Annotated in this window: 15 protein-coding genes; 7 read left to right on the forward strand and 8 right to left on the reverse strand. The window is 63.7% G+C overall.

The window, feature by feature from the left end; all coding sequences use genetic code 11:
• Positions 1-258: 258 nt before the first annotated feature.
• The 4 genes from A39O_RS39075 to A39O_RS41170 all read left to right on the forward strand — a co-directional run bounded on the left by A39O_RS39075 (position 259) and on the right by A39O_RS41170 (position 1,944).
• A complete protein-coding gene (locus A39O_RS39075; RefSeq protein ID WP_157640350.1) occupies positions 259-663 on the forward strand; it encodes a diguanylate cyclase domain-containing protein in 405 nt (134 codons plus the stop codon).
• Positions 664-833: 170 nt separating this feature from the next.
• Positions 834-1,388: a recombinase family protein gene (locus tag A39O_RS0122815; protein ID WP_020506986.1), complete on the forward strand. Its 555-nt coding sequence runs from the start codon at positions 834-836 to the stop codon at positions 1,386-1,388.
• Between the two features lie 68 nt (positions 1,389-1,456).
• Entirely contained in the window at positions 1,457-1,807 is a 351-nt protein-coding gene (locus A39O_RS0122820; protein WP_020506987.1) for a nucleotidyltransferase domain-containing protein, read from the forward strand.
• Entirely contained in the window at positions 1,804-1,944 is a 141-nt protein-coding gene (locus tag A39O_RS41170; RefSeq protein ID WP_020506988.1) for a hypothetical protein, read from the forward strand. The genes A39O_RS0122820 and A39O_RS41170 overlap by 4 nt, the downstream gene beginning before the upstream one ends.
• A 287-nt stretch (positions 1,945-2,231) precedes the next feature.
• Here the strand turns inward: A39O_RS41170 and A39O_RS0122835 are convergent, their stop codons facing one another.
• Together A39O_RS0122835 and parS are read right to left on the reverse strand one after the other, a co-directional pair.
• On the reverse strand, positions 2,232-2,702 hold the full coding sequence (locus tag A39O_RS0122835) for an RES family NAD+ phosphorylase (protein ID WP_020506990.1): 471 nt from the start codon (positions 2,700-2,702) through the stop codon (positions 2,232-2,234).
• A complete protein-coding gene (gene parS, locus A39O_RS0122840; RefSeq protein WP_020506991.1) occupies positions 2,699-3,145 on the reverse strand; it encodes a type II RES/Xre toxin-antitoxin system antitoxin in 447 nt (148 codons plus the stop codon). Before parS ends, A39O_RS0122835 begins: the two co-directional genes overlap by 4 nt.
• A gap of 224 nt (positions 3,146-3,369) precedes the next feature.
• Between parS and A39O_RS34725 the strand changes: the two genes are divergently transcribed.
• Positions 3,370-6,879: a hypothetical protein gene (locus tag A39O_RS34725; protein WP_020506992.1), complete on the forward strand. Its 3,510-nt coding sequence runs from the start codon at positions 3,370-3,372 to the stop codon at positions 6,877-6,879.
• Between the two features lie 140 nt (positions 6,880-7,019).
• The gene (locus A39O_RS0122850) at positions 7,020-8,105 is read left to right on the forward strand and encodes a TRAP transporter substrate-binding protein (protein ID WP_020506993.1); all 1,086 of its coding nucleotides are present in this window, start codon (positions 7,020-7,022) and stop codon (positions 8,103-8,105) included.
• Between the two features lie 98 nt (positions 8,106-8,203).
• Here A39O_RS0122850 and A39O_RS0122855 read toward each other — a convergent pair whose 3' ends face one another.
• The 6 genes from A39O_RS0122855 to A39O_RS0122885 all read right to left on the reverse strand — a co-directional run bounded on the left by A39O_RS0122855 (position 8,204) and on the right by A39O_RS0122885 (position 13,903).
• Entirely contained in the window at positions 8,204-9,313 is a 1,110-nt protein-coding gene (locus A39O_RS0122855) for a PQQ-binding-like beta-propeller repeat protein (RefSeq protein ID WP_020506994.1), read from the reverse strand.
• Positions 9,310-10,209, reverse strand: a complete 900-nt coding sequence (locus A39O_RS0122860; RefSeq protein WP_157640351.1) for a hypothetical protein — start codon at positions 10,207-10,209, stop codon at positions 9,310-9,312. The genes A39O_RS0122855 and A39O_RS0122860 overlap by 4 nt, the downstream gene beginning before the upstream one ends.
• Before the next feature lie 309 nt (positions 10,210-10,518).
• Complete coding sequence (locus tag A39O_RS37015) at positions 10,519-11,505, reverse strand: GAF domain-containing protein (RefSeq protein WP_020506996.1); 987 nt, start codon at positions 11,503-11,505, stop codon at positions 10,519-10,521.
• Between the two features lie 93 nt (positions 11,506-11,598).
• Positions 11,599-11,868, reverse strand: a complete 270-nt coding sequence (locus tag A39O_RS0122875; RefSeq protein WP_020506997.1) for an Lrp/AsnC family transcriptional regulator — start codon at positions 11,866-11,868, stop codon at positions 11,599-11,601.
• A gap of 57 nt (positions 11,869-11,925) precedes the next feature.
• Positions 11,926-13,368: a TRAP transporter large permease gene (locus A39O_RS0122880; RefSeq protein ID WP_020506998.1), complete on the reverse strand. Its 1,443-nt coding sequence runs from the start codon at positions 13,366-13,368 to the stop codon at positions 11,926-11,928.
• Position 13,369: 1 nt separating this feature from the next.
• A complete protein-coding gene (locus A39O_RS0122885) occupies positions 13,370-13,903 on the reverse strand; it encodes a TRAP transporter small permease subunit (protein ID WP_020506999.1) in 534 nt (177 codons plus the stop codon).
• 166 nt (positions 13,904-14,069) lie between these two features.
• Here A39O_RS0122885 and A39O_RS0122890 point away from each other — a divergent pair, with 166 nt between their 5' ends.
• Positions 14,070-15,395, forward strand: a complete 1,326-nt coding sequence (locus A39O_RS0122890; RefSeq protein ID WP_020507000.1) for an ABC1 kinase family protein — start codon at positions 14,070-14,072, stop codon at positions 15,393-15,395.
• Positions 15,396-15,432 lie beyond the last annotated feature (37 nt).

Raw genomic sequence — 15,432 nt, forward strand, 5'->3', positions numbered from 1 at the left:
TGACACGCGTTGCTCAGAAGTCGCCTGCACGATCCTCCTATTTGCTCAGGAGTCGCCTGCACGATCTTTGCCTTTGCTCAGAAGTGCCCTGCACCAAAATGCTGGTTTATCATGGGGTCAGAAACATCTTTGATCGCCAAGTCGACCCCTCAAGGGCTATCCAGTTGTAGAGTCGAGGCTTTGTTGCGCGACTCGTTAGGAGCCAGCGCCGGAATTCCTCGTGTCACAATAGGTAGTGCAGGCAACTTCTGATATTTGGTGCAGACGACTTCTGAAAATGACAGCGGGGACGAGTTCTGTGTCATTTTGCGAGAATTGATCAACGCCAAGCCTGTCGAACGGGTCGCCGAGAAAATCCTGACGGCGTTGGCAAGTCCTTTTCATGTGCTAAATAACATGGTTCATCTTTCTGCCAGCATCGGGATAGCGTTTTCTCCGCAGGATGCAAACACGTCTGAAGACCTTTTAAAAAAAGCTGATCAGGCGATGTATGCTGCGAAAAGCGCAGGGCGTAATCAGTTCAGTTTCTTCTCGCCCCCCCCCCCGAATAAGTTGCTGGCCCGCTACTTCCATATAGCGGTCGATCCGTGTCACGGTTCTGCCCGGATCGGTACTTTTAGGGGTCTCGGGTGCAACGGAACAGAAAACCTATGTAAGGTTTGAACAGATGGATTTTATGTTACTTTCGGTTTGTCGTCTCACTGGGGTATACCCTATCCTGATGTCAGGGTATCCTGCTGAGCACGTCAGGATAGGGTTGTCGCCGATATTTCTTGACACCTGCATTGAAAGATCATAGATCTTTTCCTGACACTTTTGGCATTGGAGGCATCATGCAGGGTCAGCGTATCGGCTATGTCCGGGTCAGCAGCTTCGATCAGAATCCGGATCGGCAGCTTGAGGACGTGCCGGTGGACAAGACGTTCACCGACAAGGCGTCCGGTAAGGACACCCAGCGACCACAGCTTGATGCCTTGCTGGGCTTCGTGCGCGAGGGCGACACGGTGCTGGTACACAGTATGGATCGCCTGGCGCGCAACCTCGACGATTTGCGCCGCCTGGTGCAGACGTTGACCAAACGCGGCGTGCGGGTCGAGTTCGTCAAAGAGCAGCTGACCTTCACCGGCGAGGATTCGCCGCTGGCGAATCTGATGCTGTCGGTGATGGGCGCGTTCGCCGAGTTCGAAAGGGCACTCCTGCGCGAACGGCAGCGCGAGGGGATCGCACTGGCCAAGCAGCGCGGCGTCTACCGGGGCCGCAAGAAATCACTCGGCCCCGCGCAGGTGGCCGAACTGCGACAGCGGGCCGCGGCCGGGGAGCCGAAGGCGACGTTGGCCCGCGCACTCGGGATCAGTCGCGAAACCGTTTACCAGTACCTGAAGGTCTGACAGCCAAGCCGCAGCGCCGGCGGCTTGACCCCCGCCGCGTGTCCAACAACTCCGGGAGATCGCCAATCATGCCAGAGCAAACCGCCATCGATCCGGTGACCCGATCCGCCCTCACGTCTTTCAAGGCGATCCTGAGCGCGCGTTACGGGGCGCACTTGAAGACACTGTATCTCTTCGGTTCGCGGGCGCGCGGCGACCATCGTCCGGACAGCGATGCGGATGTGGCGGTCTTTCTCGATCAAGTGACAGATCCGCTGGCGGAACAACTCGACCTGATCGATCAGGGCTACCCGATCCTGCTGGAGACCGGCGTGAACATTCAGCCCTGGGTCTTCGAGCAGGCCAGTCTGACGAATACGGCGCCGCATCGCGCCGCTCATCTCGTCGCGGTCATCCGGCGTGAAGGCGTGGTGTTGTGATCGCGCGGCTGCTGGCCAAGGCGCTGACGACCGCGCGACGCGATCTCGACAACGCGGACGCCGATGCCGCGGCCAACCGTGCCTACTACGCGGTCTTCTATGCGGCGTGGCTATGTTCGTCGCGATCGGCCGACTGAAGCCCACCGATGACTGATGACGGAACACCTGCTCGTGCGGCTGCCACCGAAGTCATCTCGGACCCCACCGTCAACTGGAGATCAAGCCTGAGCGCGGACACTTCCATGACCGTCACCAGCCCGAGGGGTGATCGTGATGGGTTCACGCTGGGCGTTATCCAGGAGTTCCTTTTATACCCGTTTACCAAGCCATAAAGATACCCGATAACACCCAATTGTGCGGCCACTCGACCGATCATCACGGTCAGATCGTGCAGGTTCGCAAACGATTCGGTTACGATCTGGCCTCAACCCTTGACCAATCGCCGGTCCAGACGCAAGCGCTGCGGGGCACCAACGACAACGGCGGCGGCGTACTCGGGGTGGGCTGGATTCAACAAGAGGTTGTGCTCTCCCGGCGTCACTGCACTCGGGACGGACAGACCGACCGAGACGGACTCCGCGATCCAGCGGTCACCGAGCGCCCGCGTTGAGGCCGGTGCCGGCCAAGCGGCATAATCCGGCGGGAGGTCGGCCCAGGACTCACACGCGAGGATGGCCTGCGGGGCCACCTCCACGGCAAAATACCGCCAATGCCGACGCAGCACATCGTCCGCCTCAAGATGGACCAGCAGTTCCAGTTGCGCGAGGGAGAGCGACTGTGCCGTGTAGACCATCGCCACGCCCGGCGTATTCCAACGTCCGCCGTAGAGCCGCGCCCCGTCCCCGCTGAAGGCCGACTCCAGATAGTCCTCGTCGACTAATCGAAAACACGTCACGCGAAGACCCCATGGCGCAGCCGGCCGATCAGGTGCTCCACTTCGCGCGCACCCACTTCCGTGTCTGTATAGTCCAAGGGCGTCTGTCCCGCCAGCGCGGCCTTGGGCGACTTCAACCAGTCGCGCGCCCGGTCGCCGTCGCGCAGCATTTGGGTTGCCAGGGCGAACAACCGCTCGATCCTTAAGACCCGCTCCGACTCGCTCGGGTCAAGCCGCCCGGCTTGTCGGCGGCGCGCCAGGGTTCGCCCTGGTATCCCGGCCAGGCCAGCGGCCTCTTGTAGCGTCATCCCCAGTCGCACCCGTAACGCCTCCAACTCGGAGAAGGGAAACCCGGCACGGACCCGCTCGACCAAACGTTCGGTTGGCATCTGTAGCACGCCGAGGTAGTCGGCGAGCGGGTCGGTTCCGCCGGAGGTTTCTTTGCGCATCGCGGCCTGTGCCATGGAGACACCTCTTCAGTGAATGAAGCCACATGGCAAAACTATATGCGCCATCTGGCTGGCACGCAAACCGGGGCCTCGATCCAAATTCCGGCCATTTGGGCTCGCCGGTCGAGAATCGATAGACAGGATCGGCCCGATTGCCCAGGATCTCCTGATCATCTCCACCGTCTCGGACGCTCACCCTGCACCAGGCACCACGCACCGACCAAAGCGCCGCCGCGGCCATGCGTCCGGTCACTGCCGCTGTCTTTCGCCAGTGGGTCTTGGGGCCGGCCGAAGGGGTCTTTTTGTTCCATCCGCGCGCGCTGGAGCGGCTCCAGCGGGAACCGGGGCGGTCCGCTGTCCAGTCGGGTGTCGAGATTTGCTATCACCTGCTTGCGCGGCGCTGCTTTCTGGAGCGGCTGGAGACGGAGAATCCGGAAGCGCTCTCGGTCATCGAGGGCCTACCCCTGCCGGAGTGGATTCTGTTGTTGCCGATGCCCGGCGCACCCGCTCTGAAGAGCACGCCTGAACGCACGCTGCTGCGCGATTACTGGGCCAGACGCTTCGAGGGTGAGGTGGCCCGCGCCTGGCAGACGGCGCGCGACGACAACCAGGACGCGGCGCATTTTGGTCCGGCGGCCCTCGCGTCGCTGATCGGCTGCACCGCGATGGCGGAGGCGCGGGACGTGCTGATGCGCGAGGGGGTGGCCGGGGCCGCTGAGGGCGAGACGGCGCTGTGCCGCAGCTTCGCCGCCCGCGTGGTCCGCTTGCGCTATTGCGCTCCACTGACGCGCGGCTGCTGCTTCCCGGCGGTGACGGACTGGGCCGCGGTGGACCACTGGTTCGAGGAGAGCGGGCTCGATCTGCCGGTACCCTGCCCCGGCGGCCGACTGCCCCAGGCACTGGAGCGCGGTCGACCGTCCGCCGACTGTGGCCTGCCCGGCGTGCGGCTGCCGCTGCCCGCGGACCTGCCGTTCGGCCGTTGCGATCCAGACCGTCAGATCGTGGAGCGGTCCGGCCCGACACCGCGGGTCGCGCCTGACGCCGATGGGTACGGTGGAACAACAGCGTCCAACGCCCTGGACGCCGACGTGTCAAACGGGGCTGACTCGATTGATCAGCCGACTGCGCCCGCATTGCTTCCGGGCCCGATCCCGAACCCGCCAGGGATGCCGACCCACCTCCAGGCGCGTTGCCTGGACGCCTTAGGCCGCGGCACCGCGATCCGCCGCCGCCCACCGGGACTGACGCGTCTCGTGCGGGCACTGGAGTCCGTTTTGCTGGCCCCATGGAAGGGACGGTCCCCTCCTCCCGCTCGCGGCCGGCCAGGAGACCGCTGGTCACGGGTGCGTCTGGTGCGCTTGCAGTCGCTGTCCGCGGCGGCCCAAAGTGCTGAATGGAGTGGACGTTTCGCCGCGGCCCTGGGGTCCCTGCGCGCGGCCCGTGCCTGTTATGTCCGCATCGCGGGTGAGCCCGCACCGGACGACCCGGTGGCGCTGCTCCTGGAGCAGCGCCAACGAACGGCAGCGGAATCGCTCGCCGATCGCATCGTCGTCACTTGGCGATTGCCGGCCGCCGCGGCGAGCGACCTCCGGGCCTTGCTGTGGCGTCTGGCGACAGAGCACGGAACGGCGGCTCCGTTGGCTCAGGACCTGCTCGGACACTTGGAGATTGCGCTCCAGGAGGAGCACCACACCTATTATCGGATCGAATGGCGCACCTGGCTGAGCCGCGGGCGGGCGCGCCGGATTCTGCCTTTTCTGAGCACGCTGAAAGGGCTCGCGGCCCTGGACACCGCGAGCCGCCTGCTCACGCACTTGCCCTGGCCGGTCGAGGATCTGGACCGCTTCGGCGCACCTTTGAACCAATTGACGACACAGATCAGCGAACGCCTGGAGCGCCAACTGCGGCCCCGGCTTGCGGGCGCACTGGAAACGGCCGGACTGGTCCCATCGTCCGCGCGCGGCCGACTCGCTGCCGGACGCCTCACGGCGGCGATGGCCGAACTGATCCGCCGTCGTCAGCACCTCAAGTTCACCGACGTCCGGGATCTATTGAATCAGGACGCCTTGAGTCTGCCGGATCTGCGCTTGGCCGAGATCTGGGAAGGGGATCACCTCGGCCATTTCGATGCCGCCGCCGCCCCTGCCCTGCCGGGTGTTTATCAACCCGGTGCCTTCTACGTGAAGGGGCTCCAGCGACTCAGCGCCCCGCTGTTCGGGAGCCGCAAGGGGCGCTGCCTGCTGCGCCTGGTGGTGCTGCCGGGGTTGGCGGCCTGGGCGGCTATCGAGGTCACCCGTCTCGTGTGGAAACTCTTCACACCCTTCGATCTGTACCCCGCACTGACCGGAACCTGGCCGGTGCTGCTCCTGGGGGCGGCCCTGAGTGCGACGGTCAACACCCGACGGGGTCGTGTCGCGGCCGTGCTGACGTGGCGCTTGGCAACGGGATTGATCCGCTTTCTGTTCATTACCGGGCTGCCGCGGTTCCTGCGCTGGCCCCCGGTCGTCTGGTTTCTGACGCGGCGCCTGGTGCGCACCCTGCTCGATCGCTTGCTCGCCCCGCTGGCCTTGGGTCTGCTGCCCCTTCTGCCGGTGGCCGCGCTCTGGTCACTGGCCATGCCGCAGGCACCCGGAGTCACGGCCTGGCTGCCGGTGCTGGCGCTGGCCTACGCGTTCGGCACCCTGCTGCGTGATACCCCGGCGGGCCGACGGCGGCTCGACGATCTGGTGACCGGTTGGCGCCGGTTCCTGGATTTGTTGCGTCAGGAGCGCCTGGCCGGCCTGATCGCGCCGGTGATGGAGTTCTTCAAGCAGGCGACGCGGGCGCTGACCGAGGGTTTGCACCGGATCCGCACCCGGCTCAGCCCACGTCTGGAGGAGCGTCCGGGAACCAGCGTGCTCAAGGCCCTGGCCGCACTGCCCTGGGCCTTCTGCGAGGCGGTGGTCGAGTTTTATGTGGTGGTCTTGATCGAGCCGCAAACCAATCCGATCAAACACTTTCCGGTCGTCACCCTGGGCCATAAGCTGATGCTGCCCTTCTTGCCGGCCCTGAGCAGCGGGCTCTTCGCCGCGACCTCACCCCTGCTGCCGGATGCGCTCGCGGTGTCACTGGTGGCCGTCACCGTGTTCCTGCTGCCCGGGCTTTTCGGTTTTCTCTTTTGGGAATTGAAAGAGAACTGGCGGCTCTATGGTTCCAATCGGGGAGCCGTCGGCACCGATCCGGTGCCGGCGGCCCGCTTGGGTGATCATGGCGAGACGGTCGCCGCGCTGGTGCGGCGCGGTTTTCATGGCGGCGGCCTGCCCAAGGCGTTTGACCGACTGCGCCAGGCGCTGGACCGCCAGGTCCGTGAAGAGACTCCGAATCCTCATGAACTGCGCCGCCTCCTGAGCCGCCTCGACGACTATCGTGCCCTGCTCGCCCGCTTCGCTGAACGGGAACTGGGGGGGCCGTTACGCGAGGCGTGCGGCGGCGGTCTGAAAGCGGTGATCATCGAGGCACCAAGGATCGCGACCCAGTCGGTGGTGTTTCATGCCCGGCTGCTTCCGGCCAACGCGGCCCTGCCGGTGACATTGACATTGCGTTTGACGCCGGGTGAGCAGGACCTGGTCTGCGCCCTGACCGGTGATGGCCCCATGGACACCTTGAGCGCGGATTGCCGGGAACAGATCGCCGCGGCGGTGCGCTGGTTCGTGCGACGGTGCGGGGTCCAGGCACCAAAGATGTGCATCGGCCTGAACGATATCCGATGAGCGCATTCAACAGATCGATTCGTCAATGATCTGAGACGAATGAACGTTGCGGTTACAATTCCCGACACGCCGGCGCAACCCGGCGCCGCGGGCAGGAGCTACTGCCCCGAATGCTGATCAACCCGTAGCGAGGACATACCATGCAGAGACGTGATTTCCTGAAGACGGCCGGGATCGGCGCCGCGGCAGTGGGCCTGGCACAGCCGGCGCGGGCCGAGACTCCGACCATCAAATGGCGCCTGGCTTCCAGCTTCCCGAAAAGTCTGGACACCATCTATGGCGGTGCCGAAACCATGGCGAAGCGCGTGGCGGAACTGACCGATGGCCGCTTTGAGATCCGGGTCTTCGCCGGCGGGGAACTGGTCCCGGCGCTGGGCGTGCTGGATGCGGTGCAGCAGGGTACGGTGGAATGCGGGCACACCGCATCCTATTATTATTTCGGAAAGAATAAGGCACTGGCGCTGGAAACCACCCTGCCCTTCGGGCTCAACACGCGCCAACTCACCGCCTGGACCTGGTTTGGCGGCGGGATGGATTTATTGCGCGCCATGTTTGCCGATTACAACATCATCAATTTTCCGGGCGGCAGTACGGGCGCCCAGATGGGCGGCTGGTATCGCAAGGAGATCAAATCAGTCAAGGATATCGAGGGGCTGAAGATCCGTATTCCAGGGTTCGGAGCGGAGATTTTTTCGCGCATGGGTGCCGTGCCGCAATCATTGCCCGGCGGCGAGATCTATCCGGCACTGGAACGCGGTGCCATCGATGCGGCCGAATGGACGGTGCCCTACGATGACGAGAAGCTCGGATTCTATAAGGTCGCGAAATACTATTACTATCCAGGCTGGTGGGAACCGGGAACGCAGTTGGTCTTTTATGTGAACAAAGACCAGTGGGCCGCCCTGCCCCCGGCCTACCAGGCGGCCTTTCAGACCGCGGCCGCGGAGGCGCATTTGCTGATGCTGGCCGCTTATGACGCCAAAAACCCGCCGGCCCTGCAGCGGCTTCAGCAGAACGGCGCGGTGATCAAACGCTTCCCGGACGATGTGTTGCTGAAAGCCTATGAGATCGCACAGGCGGTCTTTGCGGAGGAGTCCGCCAAGAACCCGACCTTCAAGGGGCTTTATGACTCGATGTTCGCCTTCCAGCAGACTTCGGACGTCTGGTGGGGGGTGGCGGAGTCGTCCATGACCAACTTCCTGGCCGCGATGCGCCGGAAGAAGTAGTTCTTGACTCGTTTCTTAAACCGCGCCAGATCCAGTAGTCGTCGATTCTGCCGGGGCCGATCTCATCCAAAAACATCGCATACCGCTCTGGGCGCGGTTTAGCTGACCAGCAGGACATCTCCGCCGGTACCGGCGAAGAGCAGACCGGCCGCGCTCGGCAGGAGCGCGGGCTGGACCGGCTCGGGCAACAGGAGTCGATTGATCTCCTTGCCGCTTGCGCGGTCGAGCCGGTGTACGACCTGGTCCATTGCCAGGGCATAGAGCGAGTCATCCCAGGTCGTCAATTCGGCCATGAGCGGCGCCCAATTACGCCTGTCCCCCGTAAAATCCGTGGTCCGATGACGCCAGCGCACTTGACCCGATTGGGCGTCGATAGCGTAGACCCATCCAGTGGGCGACCACAGATACGCGGTCCCATCGGCCACGTGATGGGAGTTGATGAAGTTGCCGGCGTGGAAGACCCAGCGCTCACGCCCATCGCGAACCTCGAGACCATAGAGCGCCTCCTGATAACTCCCGGCCACCAGCAGGTCGCCGCTGCAGTGCAATTGGCGCAGATACTGCCAATCCTCGCGCCGGTCGAGTATCCAGAGCGGCGTGCCGTCGGCAATGGACAGCGCATAGAGACGCCCGTCGCCCGGTCCCGCGAACAGTTGCTCCCCAGCCCCCGCCGGGGCATAGTTCGCCAGGGTGTCGGGGGTGCCGGCAAACCGCCAGAGTGGCCTGCCCGAAGCCAGGTCCAGAGCGACGATCTCATGGCCATCGCCACAATAGAGCCGTTGCCCATCCACGAAGGGTACCCCGACCTGTACCCGTGCGGGATAGCGCCAACGCGGCCGTCCGGTCGCGATCTCCCAGGCGACCAGACCAGCGGGGCCGCCGCACACCACTACATCACCACTAAAACGCGGTCGGAATGCGGCACCGCCCGATAAGCCATGCACCTGCTGCCAGGTCAGCCCGACCGTATCCGCCGACGTTTCCCCCAACCCGGCGAGTCGGATGATCCCAAGGGTGGACTCCCCCGCGAACGCAAGGTGTACACCGTCCAACGCCAAGGGTGCCAACCTGTTGTCACGGGTCGGCCAGCGGCGCATGACGGCGAGCGGTCGTCCGGCTTCGACCGCCATTGGCGCGGCGCGGACCGGGTGCCCGACCAGGCAACCGGCAGCAGCAGCCAGCAGCAGCCGACGCCGGTCGAGCCTCATTTGCAGTTAGCCCCCTGTTCGATCCAGCGCAGCAGGATGCGGGTGTTGGGATGGTCGCGATCAGCGGTCGGCGAGATCCCGGGGGGCATGCGATCCTCCACCAGGTGTTGGTAGAGTGGGCTGTCCTCTGGTTTACCGGGGATCACGATCTTGGTGGCCCCGTCCACACCCTTGGCGACCGAGTCCGCGCCCAGCATGATGCCTTCAAAGGTCTTCAGATTGAGTTCGTGGAAACTCGGCGGCTCCGCATTGGCCATGTGGCAGTCGGTGCAGGCCTGCCATTTGGGCGCAAAGGCATTGCCGTTGCTGAACAGGGGCAACACCTTGGTGCGGAAGTGGTCATCGTTCGGTGCACCGGAGGCGATCCAGTCGCGCACTGCCTGACTCGCTGGACCGTCGGTGGGCACGTTGAAGTTGACACCGAACGGCATCCGGTTGTTGCGCAGCCGCCGTCCGAGAATGGTTTTCTTGGGCTCCTGGCCCGGCTCGAAGAGTTTGCGCGCGGGGGCCTCGGTGGCACCGACTTTGATTCCATTGCAGGTCGACAGGTCGAGCCCGCGATAGCTCTTGGCCGGATCACTCGATGAGTGGCAAACGATACAGGCGACACCCTCGCCAAAGGCGTTCGGGGTCCGCATCAGCGTAGCGATATAGTCGTAGGAGATCGGGATGTGGCGCTTGAGGATGAGCTCATCGACCGCCGCGTGATCACCCTTGAGGGTCATTTCACCCTCCATCAGGTCATGAATCAGTTGCTGGTTCAGTGTTGGACGTTTACCGCGGTGGTGTTCCTTGTGGTGACCCTCGCGGTGATCCTTGTCGGCCGCGAGCGGCATGGCCGCCCCGATCGCCATGGTCGCGGCGATCGTGAGAACCGCCGATCTCGCCATTTTCATGATCATCCCCCTCGTGTTGTAGTAGGAGGTGATGCTTGTCGCCACGCATTCAGCGGAGCGGCTGTGATGACGGATTGCCGCGTCATCCAGTCAGCGATCCAGCCGCGGTTGACTGCCGAGTGTTGGTGCCGATCACCTGCCTGATCGCTCCTGAAGCAGCGATCAGTGTTCGGAGAATAGCACTACGGCGGTTGCGTGCACAAATCCGTAACAAACAGGCCCGTCGTATCCATCGCGGTGGCACACCAACATCCGGCGGGAGACAAAGGAACGGCGGCTCAGCCCCTGGGCGTCGCCCCGCGCCGTCGCTCAGCGATCGTCGGCCCCGAGCCGGTATCGCGAGATATCGCTTTTGTGCAATGAGCTGTCATAGGTATCCCAGTGCTCGGCATCATCATCCTGAGTCTGCTGTTGGTCGGACAGCGACTCCCACACGCTATCCCCGTCCGACGCACTCTGCACCCCGCGCGCCCGCCGCAAGCGCTCCAGGATATCCAGGGCCAGTCGATTCGCGCCCCGCTTCTCGTAGTAGCCGGCGATCTCCAGCAATCGGTTTTGGGCCGCGCGCGTTTCATCACTGGCCGGTTGCAGCGCCGCGACACGCAGGAACCGATCGGCGGCCAGATGTAAGCGCCCCTGCCCATACAACTGCTCGGCCGTGCGCAGCAGCAGATCGCGGTGGACGCCGTCGTGCTCACCCTCAACGGCGTCGCGCCCGGCGGCGACCGGTGCTGACCGCAGCACCGCTTGAGCGGTCGCGAGCCGCGGCTCGGACTGCTCATCGGTGCTCAGAATCTGCCCGATCAAGGTCGCGATGACCTCCAGCAGTGCAAGATCGGCCCTGGCGGAACGGGCGCTGTTGGGCAGCCGATGCGCTGCCAGCACGCCAACAGGGAGGTGAGCGCAGACGATCGGCACCGCGAGGAACGCGATCTGCTCAGGCAATGTGTCGCGCGCCGTGGCGCGCGCCAGGTAGCCGGGTTCATCGTGGATATTGGCAACGAGCGCGGCCTCGCCGGTCTGAAACACGCGTCCGGACATACCCTCGCCGATCCGGTAATGACCCCGTTCCAGCTCGGCCGGGGTCATGCCGTGGGCATAACGGATGTAGATGGTGCCGGCATCAGGGTCTGCCAGCAGCACCCGGCCGCGCATGAGGCCCGGCGCACCCGCGAGGTGGCGCAAGATATCCTGAATGCGTGACTCGGCGGCATCGCCGCGGGAGACGATACGGGAAATCTGCTGGAGCACCAGCAGATCGCCTTCTGGCGGGCTGTCGATATCGGTTGAATCCACGGGCACGCTCCGGATGCAAAAATGACATAACGGTGACTTGAAACATCAATTGCAATAACCGAGCCATGAACAAACCAGTCGAGCGCTTATCACTCAAATGGCAAACATGGCCTCCAAATCGTGTCGGGAGTACGCCTTGAAAGCAAGCAGTGTATTGGTCTTCTCCAGTCCGTCGATCTGCAGCAAGTGGTTGGTGACCAGTTCCGCGAGCTGATCGTTACGTTCGACGCGGACGATCGCGATCAGGTCATAGTTGCCGCTGACCGAGAACACCTCGGAGATCTCGTCGCGACCCGCGAGGCATTCCGCGACGGCGTTGACCTTGTGTCGTTCGACGTTGATCAAAATGATGGCAGTCAGCATGGTACTTGCTCCGGGCCAGAGGATGAATCAAACATTCAGTGTATAACAGGTCCCGCGCTAAGGTTGGCCCACTGGAAATACCCCTTCAAAATCGGGACTGTCAAGCAGACTGGAGCCGCCGTCCTGATCAGGGATGGTAATCTGCGTGGGGTTGCCGGCGTCAGCGGGTGCGTCCAATCCCCAACTCACCAACTCGGGGAAGATGACGATGAGGGCCACCATCAGGATCTGAATGCCCAGGAAGGGCACCGCCCCCCAGTAGATTTCGGAGGTGCGGACCGCCGGCGGGGCAACCGAGCGCAGATAGAAAAGTGCAAACCCGAATGGCGGATGCATGAAACTGGTCTGCAGGTTGACCCCGATCAGCACCCCGAACCACACCAGGTCGATGCCGAGCTTCTCGGCAACCGGAGCCAGCAGCGGCAGGATGATGAATGCAATCTCGAAAAAATCCAGGAAGAACGCCAGCAGAAAGACCAGAATATTGACAAAGATCAGGAATCCCATGACTCCGCCCGGCAGACCGGTCAGGAGATGCTCCACCCACAGGTCTCCGTTCACCGCGCGGAACGTCAGACTGAAAACACTTGAGCCGATCAGGATAAAGACGACGAAACTGGTGATCTTGGCCGTACTCGCCATGGACTGCACCAGCACGTCCCGGTTGAGTCGACCCTTGGCGCGCGCCAGCAGGAGCGCGCCCACCGCACCCATGGCCCCGCCTTCGGTGGGGGTCGCCCAACCGATGAAGATGGTCCCGAGCACCAGGAAGATCAGCGCCAGGGGCGGGATCAGCGCCACGATGACACGCAGGGCCAAGGCACGGCCATGCAGGGTGCGCGCGGCCGGCGGCAAGGGCGGGAGCGCCGCGGGACGCACCAGGGTATTCCCGAATATGTAAAGGGTGTAAAGCCCGGTTAGCAGAAGCCCTGGGATCAGCGCACCTTTATACATGTCCCCGACCGAGCGGCCGAGCACATCGGCCATGATGATCAGGACCAGCGAGGGCGGGATGATCTGTGCCAGGGTTCCGCTCGCCGCGATCACCCCGGCCGCCAATGGCCGATGGTAGCCATAGCGCAGCATGATCGGCAACGAGATCAATCCCATGGCGATGACCGAGGCGGCCACGACGCCGGTGGTGGCTGCCAGCAGAGCACCGACGAAAATAACCGCGTAGGCAAGCCCGCCGCGGACCCCGCCGAAGATCTGTCCCACCGTGTCCAAGAGGTCCTCGGCCATGCCGCTGCGCTCGAGAACCAGACCCATGAAGGTGAAGAAGGGCACCGCGAGCAGAATCTCGTTGCGCATGATGCCGAACACCCGATCCGGGAGTGCCTGCAACAGTGCCGGGGTCAGCAGCCCGAGCTCGATCCCGATCAGACCGAACACCAACCCGACCGCGGCCAGTGCGAAGGCGACGGGATAGCCGCTGAGCAGGAACAGCACAAGCGCCGAGAACATCACCGGGGCCAGGTTGACGGCCAGCCAGGCTTCCATCTCAGCGTCCCTCGGCGACGGCCGGCAGCGGCCTCAGCCCCAGCAGCGCGGCGACACCCTTGATGATCTCCGACAGGCCCTGGGCCGCAAGCAGGCTGAAGGCAATCGGGATCGCGAGTTTCATCGGCCACCACCAGAGTCCTCCGGGGTTGAACGACGACTCGTTCTGATGGAAGGACAGCAGGAAGTAACCCCAGGCATTCCAGACGATCAACAGACAAACCGGGAGCAGAAACAGCAGTCCGCCCATCACGTCGATCCAAACCCGGGCACGGGGCGGCAAACGGGTATAGAGGATGTCCACACGCACATGACCCTGCTCCTGGAGCGTCCAAGGGGCGCAGAGCAGGAAGATCAAGCCGAACATGAACCACTGGCCCTCGATCATGGCGTTCGAACCCCAGTCGAGCAGATAGCGCAGCGTAGCGGTAAGAGCGGAGAGGCAGACGCAGACCAGCACCAGCCAGGTGGCGGCGCGCCCGATGCGGCGGTTCAGCGTGTCGATAGCCGTCGAGAGGCGCAACAAGGCGTGCATCCTGGGATCCACTCCGGTGACTGAATGACCTGATGCAACAGTAACAGAGGCTCGGGCGGGCACCAAGCGGACCGGATCGCCGGGGTTGCAGCCGATGCTTTTTGTTACAATATTACGGACAATGCTTGGGCAATCTTGCTCCGTTATTCTTCAAAGGCTCGACAACATGGATCAGACCAATCGCCCGCAGGGGCTCGCCGTCCCCAGCAACCGCCTGAACCGGCTATGGCACCTGGGCCGTGCCACCGGTGATCTGGCCGCGGGTATCGGGATGCGCGGTCTGCTGGAGATGGCGATGAACCGGGGGGCGACGACCAACCGCATCCGCCTCTCCCCGGAACACACCCGCCGTTTCACCGACCGCCTGGCCAAAATGCGCGGGGCGGTCATGAAAATGGGTCAGTTGATGTCCATGGACGGCTCCGATGTGTTCACTCCGGAAGCGGCACAGATCATGGCAACCCTGCGCGACCGCGCCGCACCCATGCCGTTGGGTCAGATCCACCAGGTCATGACCCAGGAGCTCGGGCCCCAGTGGGATAAGCAGTTTCGCCGCTTCGACTTTACGCCGGTGGCGGCGGCCTCCATCGGCCAGGTTCACCGGGCGGAGACCCGTGACGGCCGGCATCTGGCTCTGAAGGTTCAGTTTCCTGGAATCCGTGAGAGCATCGACAGTGATATCGATAACCTGGCGTTCCTGGGCCGAACCTTCGGCGTGATTCCAAAGGGAATGGACCCCGTGGCCATGATCGATGAAGCGCGCCGCCAACTGCATCGGGAGGCCGATTACGGGGCGGAAGCGGATTCAATGGAGGCCTATGCGGCCCTGGTGGGCGACGACCCGGACTTCCTGGTGCCGCGCGTCCATCGGGACCTGTCGACGACGCGCGTGCTGGCCATGGACTTTGCCGACGGCATCCCGGTAGACCGGCTGGCCGAGCGTGCGTACCGCCACGCCGAACGGGACCGGGCCGCCACCCTCCTCGCCCGACTGATGATGCAGGAGTTGTTCGAGTTCGGCCTGGTGCAGACCGATCCCAACTTCGGCAACTATCTCTACAACCCGCAAACCGGCCGCATCGTGCTGCTCGACTTCGGCGCCGTGCAGCCGGTCGCGCCGAGCCTGACCGACCATTACCGGACCATGGCGCGGGCTGCGATCGACGGGGATCGGGCAACACTGCATCGGGGTGCTCAGGCGCTGGGTTATCTGGCCGCCGACGCCGCGCCGGATCAAGCCGACGCCTTGTTGGGGCTGATGCTGATGTCCGGGGAACCGCTACGTCATCAAGGTCCATACGACTTCGGTAGTTCCGATCTTTTCGAGCGGGTCTTCGACCGCGGGCGGGCATTGTTCCTCGCCGACACATTCAATCAACTACCCGATCCGGCCACGCTCTTTTTGCACCGCAAATTCATGGGCACTTTCATGCTTTGCCGCCGATTGCGGGCCAAAGTCGACCTCGGCGGAATCCTGGCCGGCTATTTATAGGCCCAGCGGGCGGCTCGCAACGCGCTATCACGGGTGA

Source organism: Lamprocystis purpurea DSM 4197, from assembly GCF_000379525.1.
In the GTDB taxonomy this organism is placed as follows: domain Bacteria; phylum Pseudomonadota; class Gammaproteobacteria; order Chromatiales; family Chromatiaceae; genus Thiodictyon; species Thiodictyon purpureum.

What these genes read in the sequence shown, in the direction of transcription:
- A39O_RS0122880 (WP_020506998.1), bottom strand. Translation starts at nt 13,368, where the DNA reads ATGGAAGCCTGGCTGGCCGTCAACCTGGCCCCGGTGATGTTCTCGGCG.
- A39O_RS0122885 (WP_020506999.1), bottom strand. Translation starts at nt 13,903, where the DNA reads ATGCACGCCTTGTTGCGCCTCTCGACGGCTATCGACACGCTGAACCGC.
- A39O_RS0122815 (WP_020506986.1), top strand. Translation starts at nt 834, where the DNA reads ATGCAGGGTCAGCGTATCGGCTATGTCCGGGTCAGCAGCTTCGATCAG.
- A39O_RS0122850 (WP_020506993.1), top strand. Translation starts at nt 7,020, where the DNA reads ATGCAGAGACGTGATTTCCTGAAGACGGCCGGGATCGGCGCCGCGGCA.
- A39O_RS34725 (WP_020506992.1), top strand. Translation starts at nt 3,370, where the DNA reads ATGCGTCCGGTCACTGCCGCTGTCTTTCGCCAGTGGGTCTTGGGGCCG.
- A39O_RS0122820 (WP_020506987.1), top strand. Translation starts at nt 1,457, where the DNA reads ATGCCAGAGCAAACCGCCATCGATCCGGTGACCCGATCCGCCCTCACG.
- parS (WP_020506991.1), bottom strand. Translation starts at nt 3,145, where the DNA reads ATGGCACAGGCCGCGATGCGCAAAGAAACCTCCGGCGGAACCGACCCG.
- A39O_RS0122875 (WP_020506997.1), bottom strand. Translation starts at nt 11,868, where the DNA reads ATGCTGACTGCCATCATTTTGATCAACGTCGAACGACACAAGGTCAAC.
- A39O_RS0122860 (WP_157640351.1), bottom strand. Translation starts at nt 10,209, where the DNA reads ATGAAAATGGCGAGATCGGCGGTTCTCACGATCGCCGCGACCATGGCG.
- A39O_RS0122890 (WP_020507000.1), top strand. Translation starts at nt 14,070, where the DNA reads ATGGATCAGACCAATCGCCCGCAGGGGCTCGCCGTCCCCAGCAACCGC.
- A39O_RS0122855 (WP_020506994.1), bottom strand. Translation starts at nt 9,313, where the DNA reads ATGAGGCTCGACCGGCGTCGGCTGCTGCTGGCTGCTGCTGCCGGTTGC.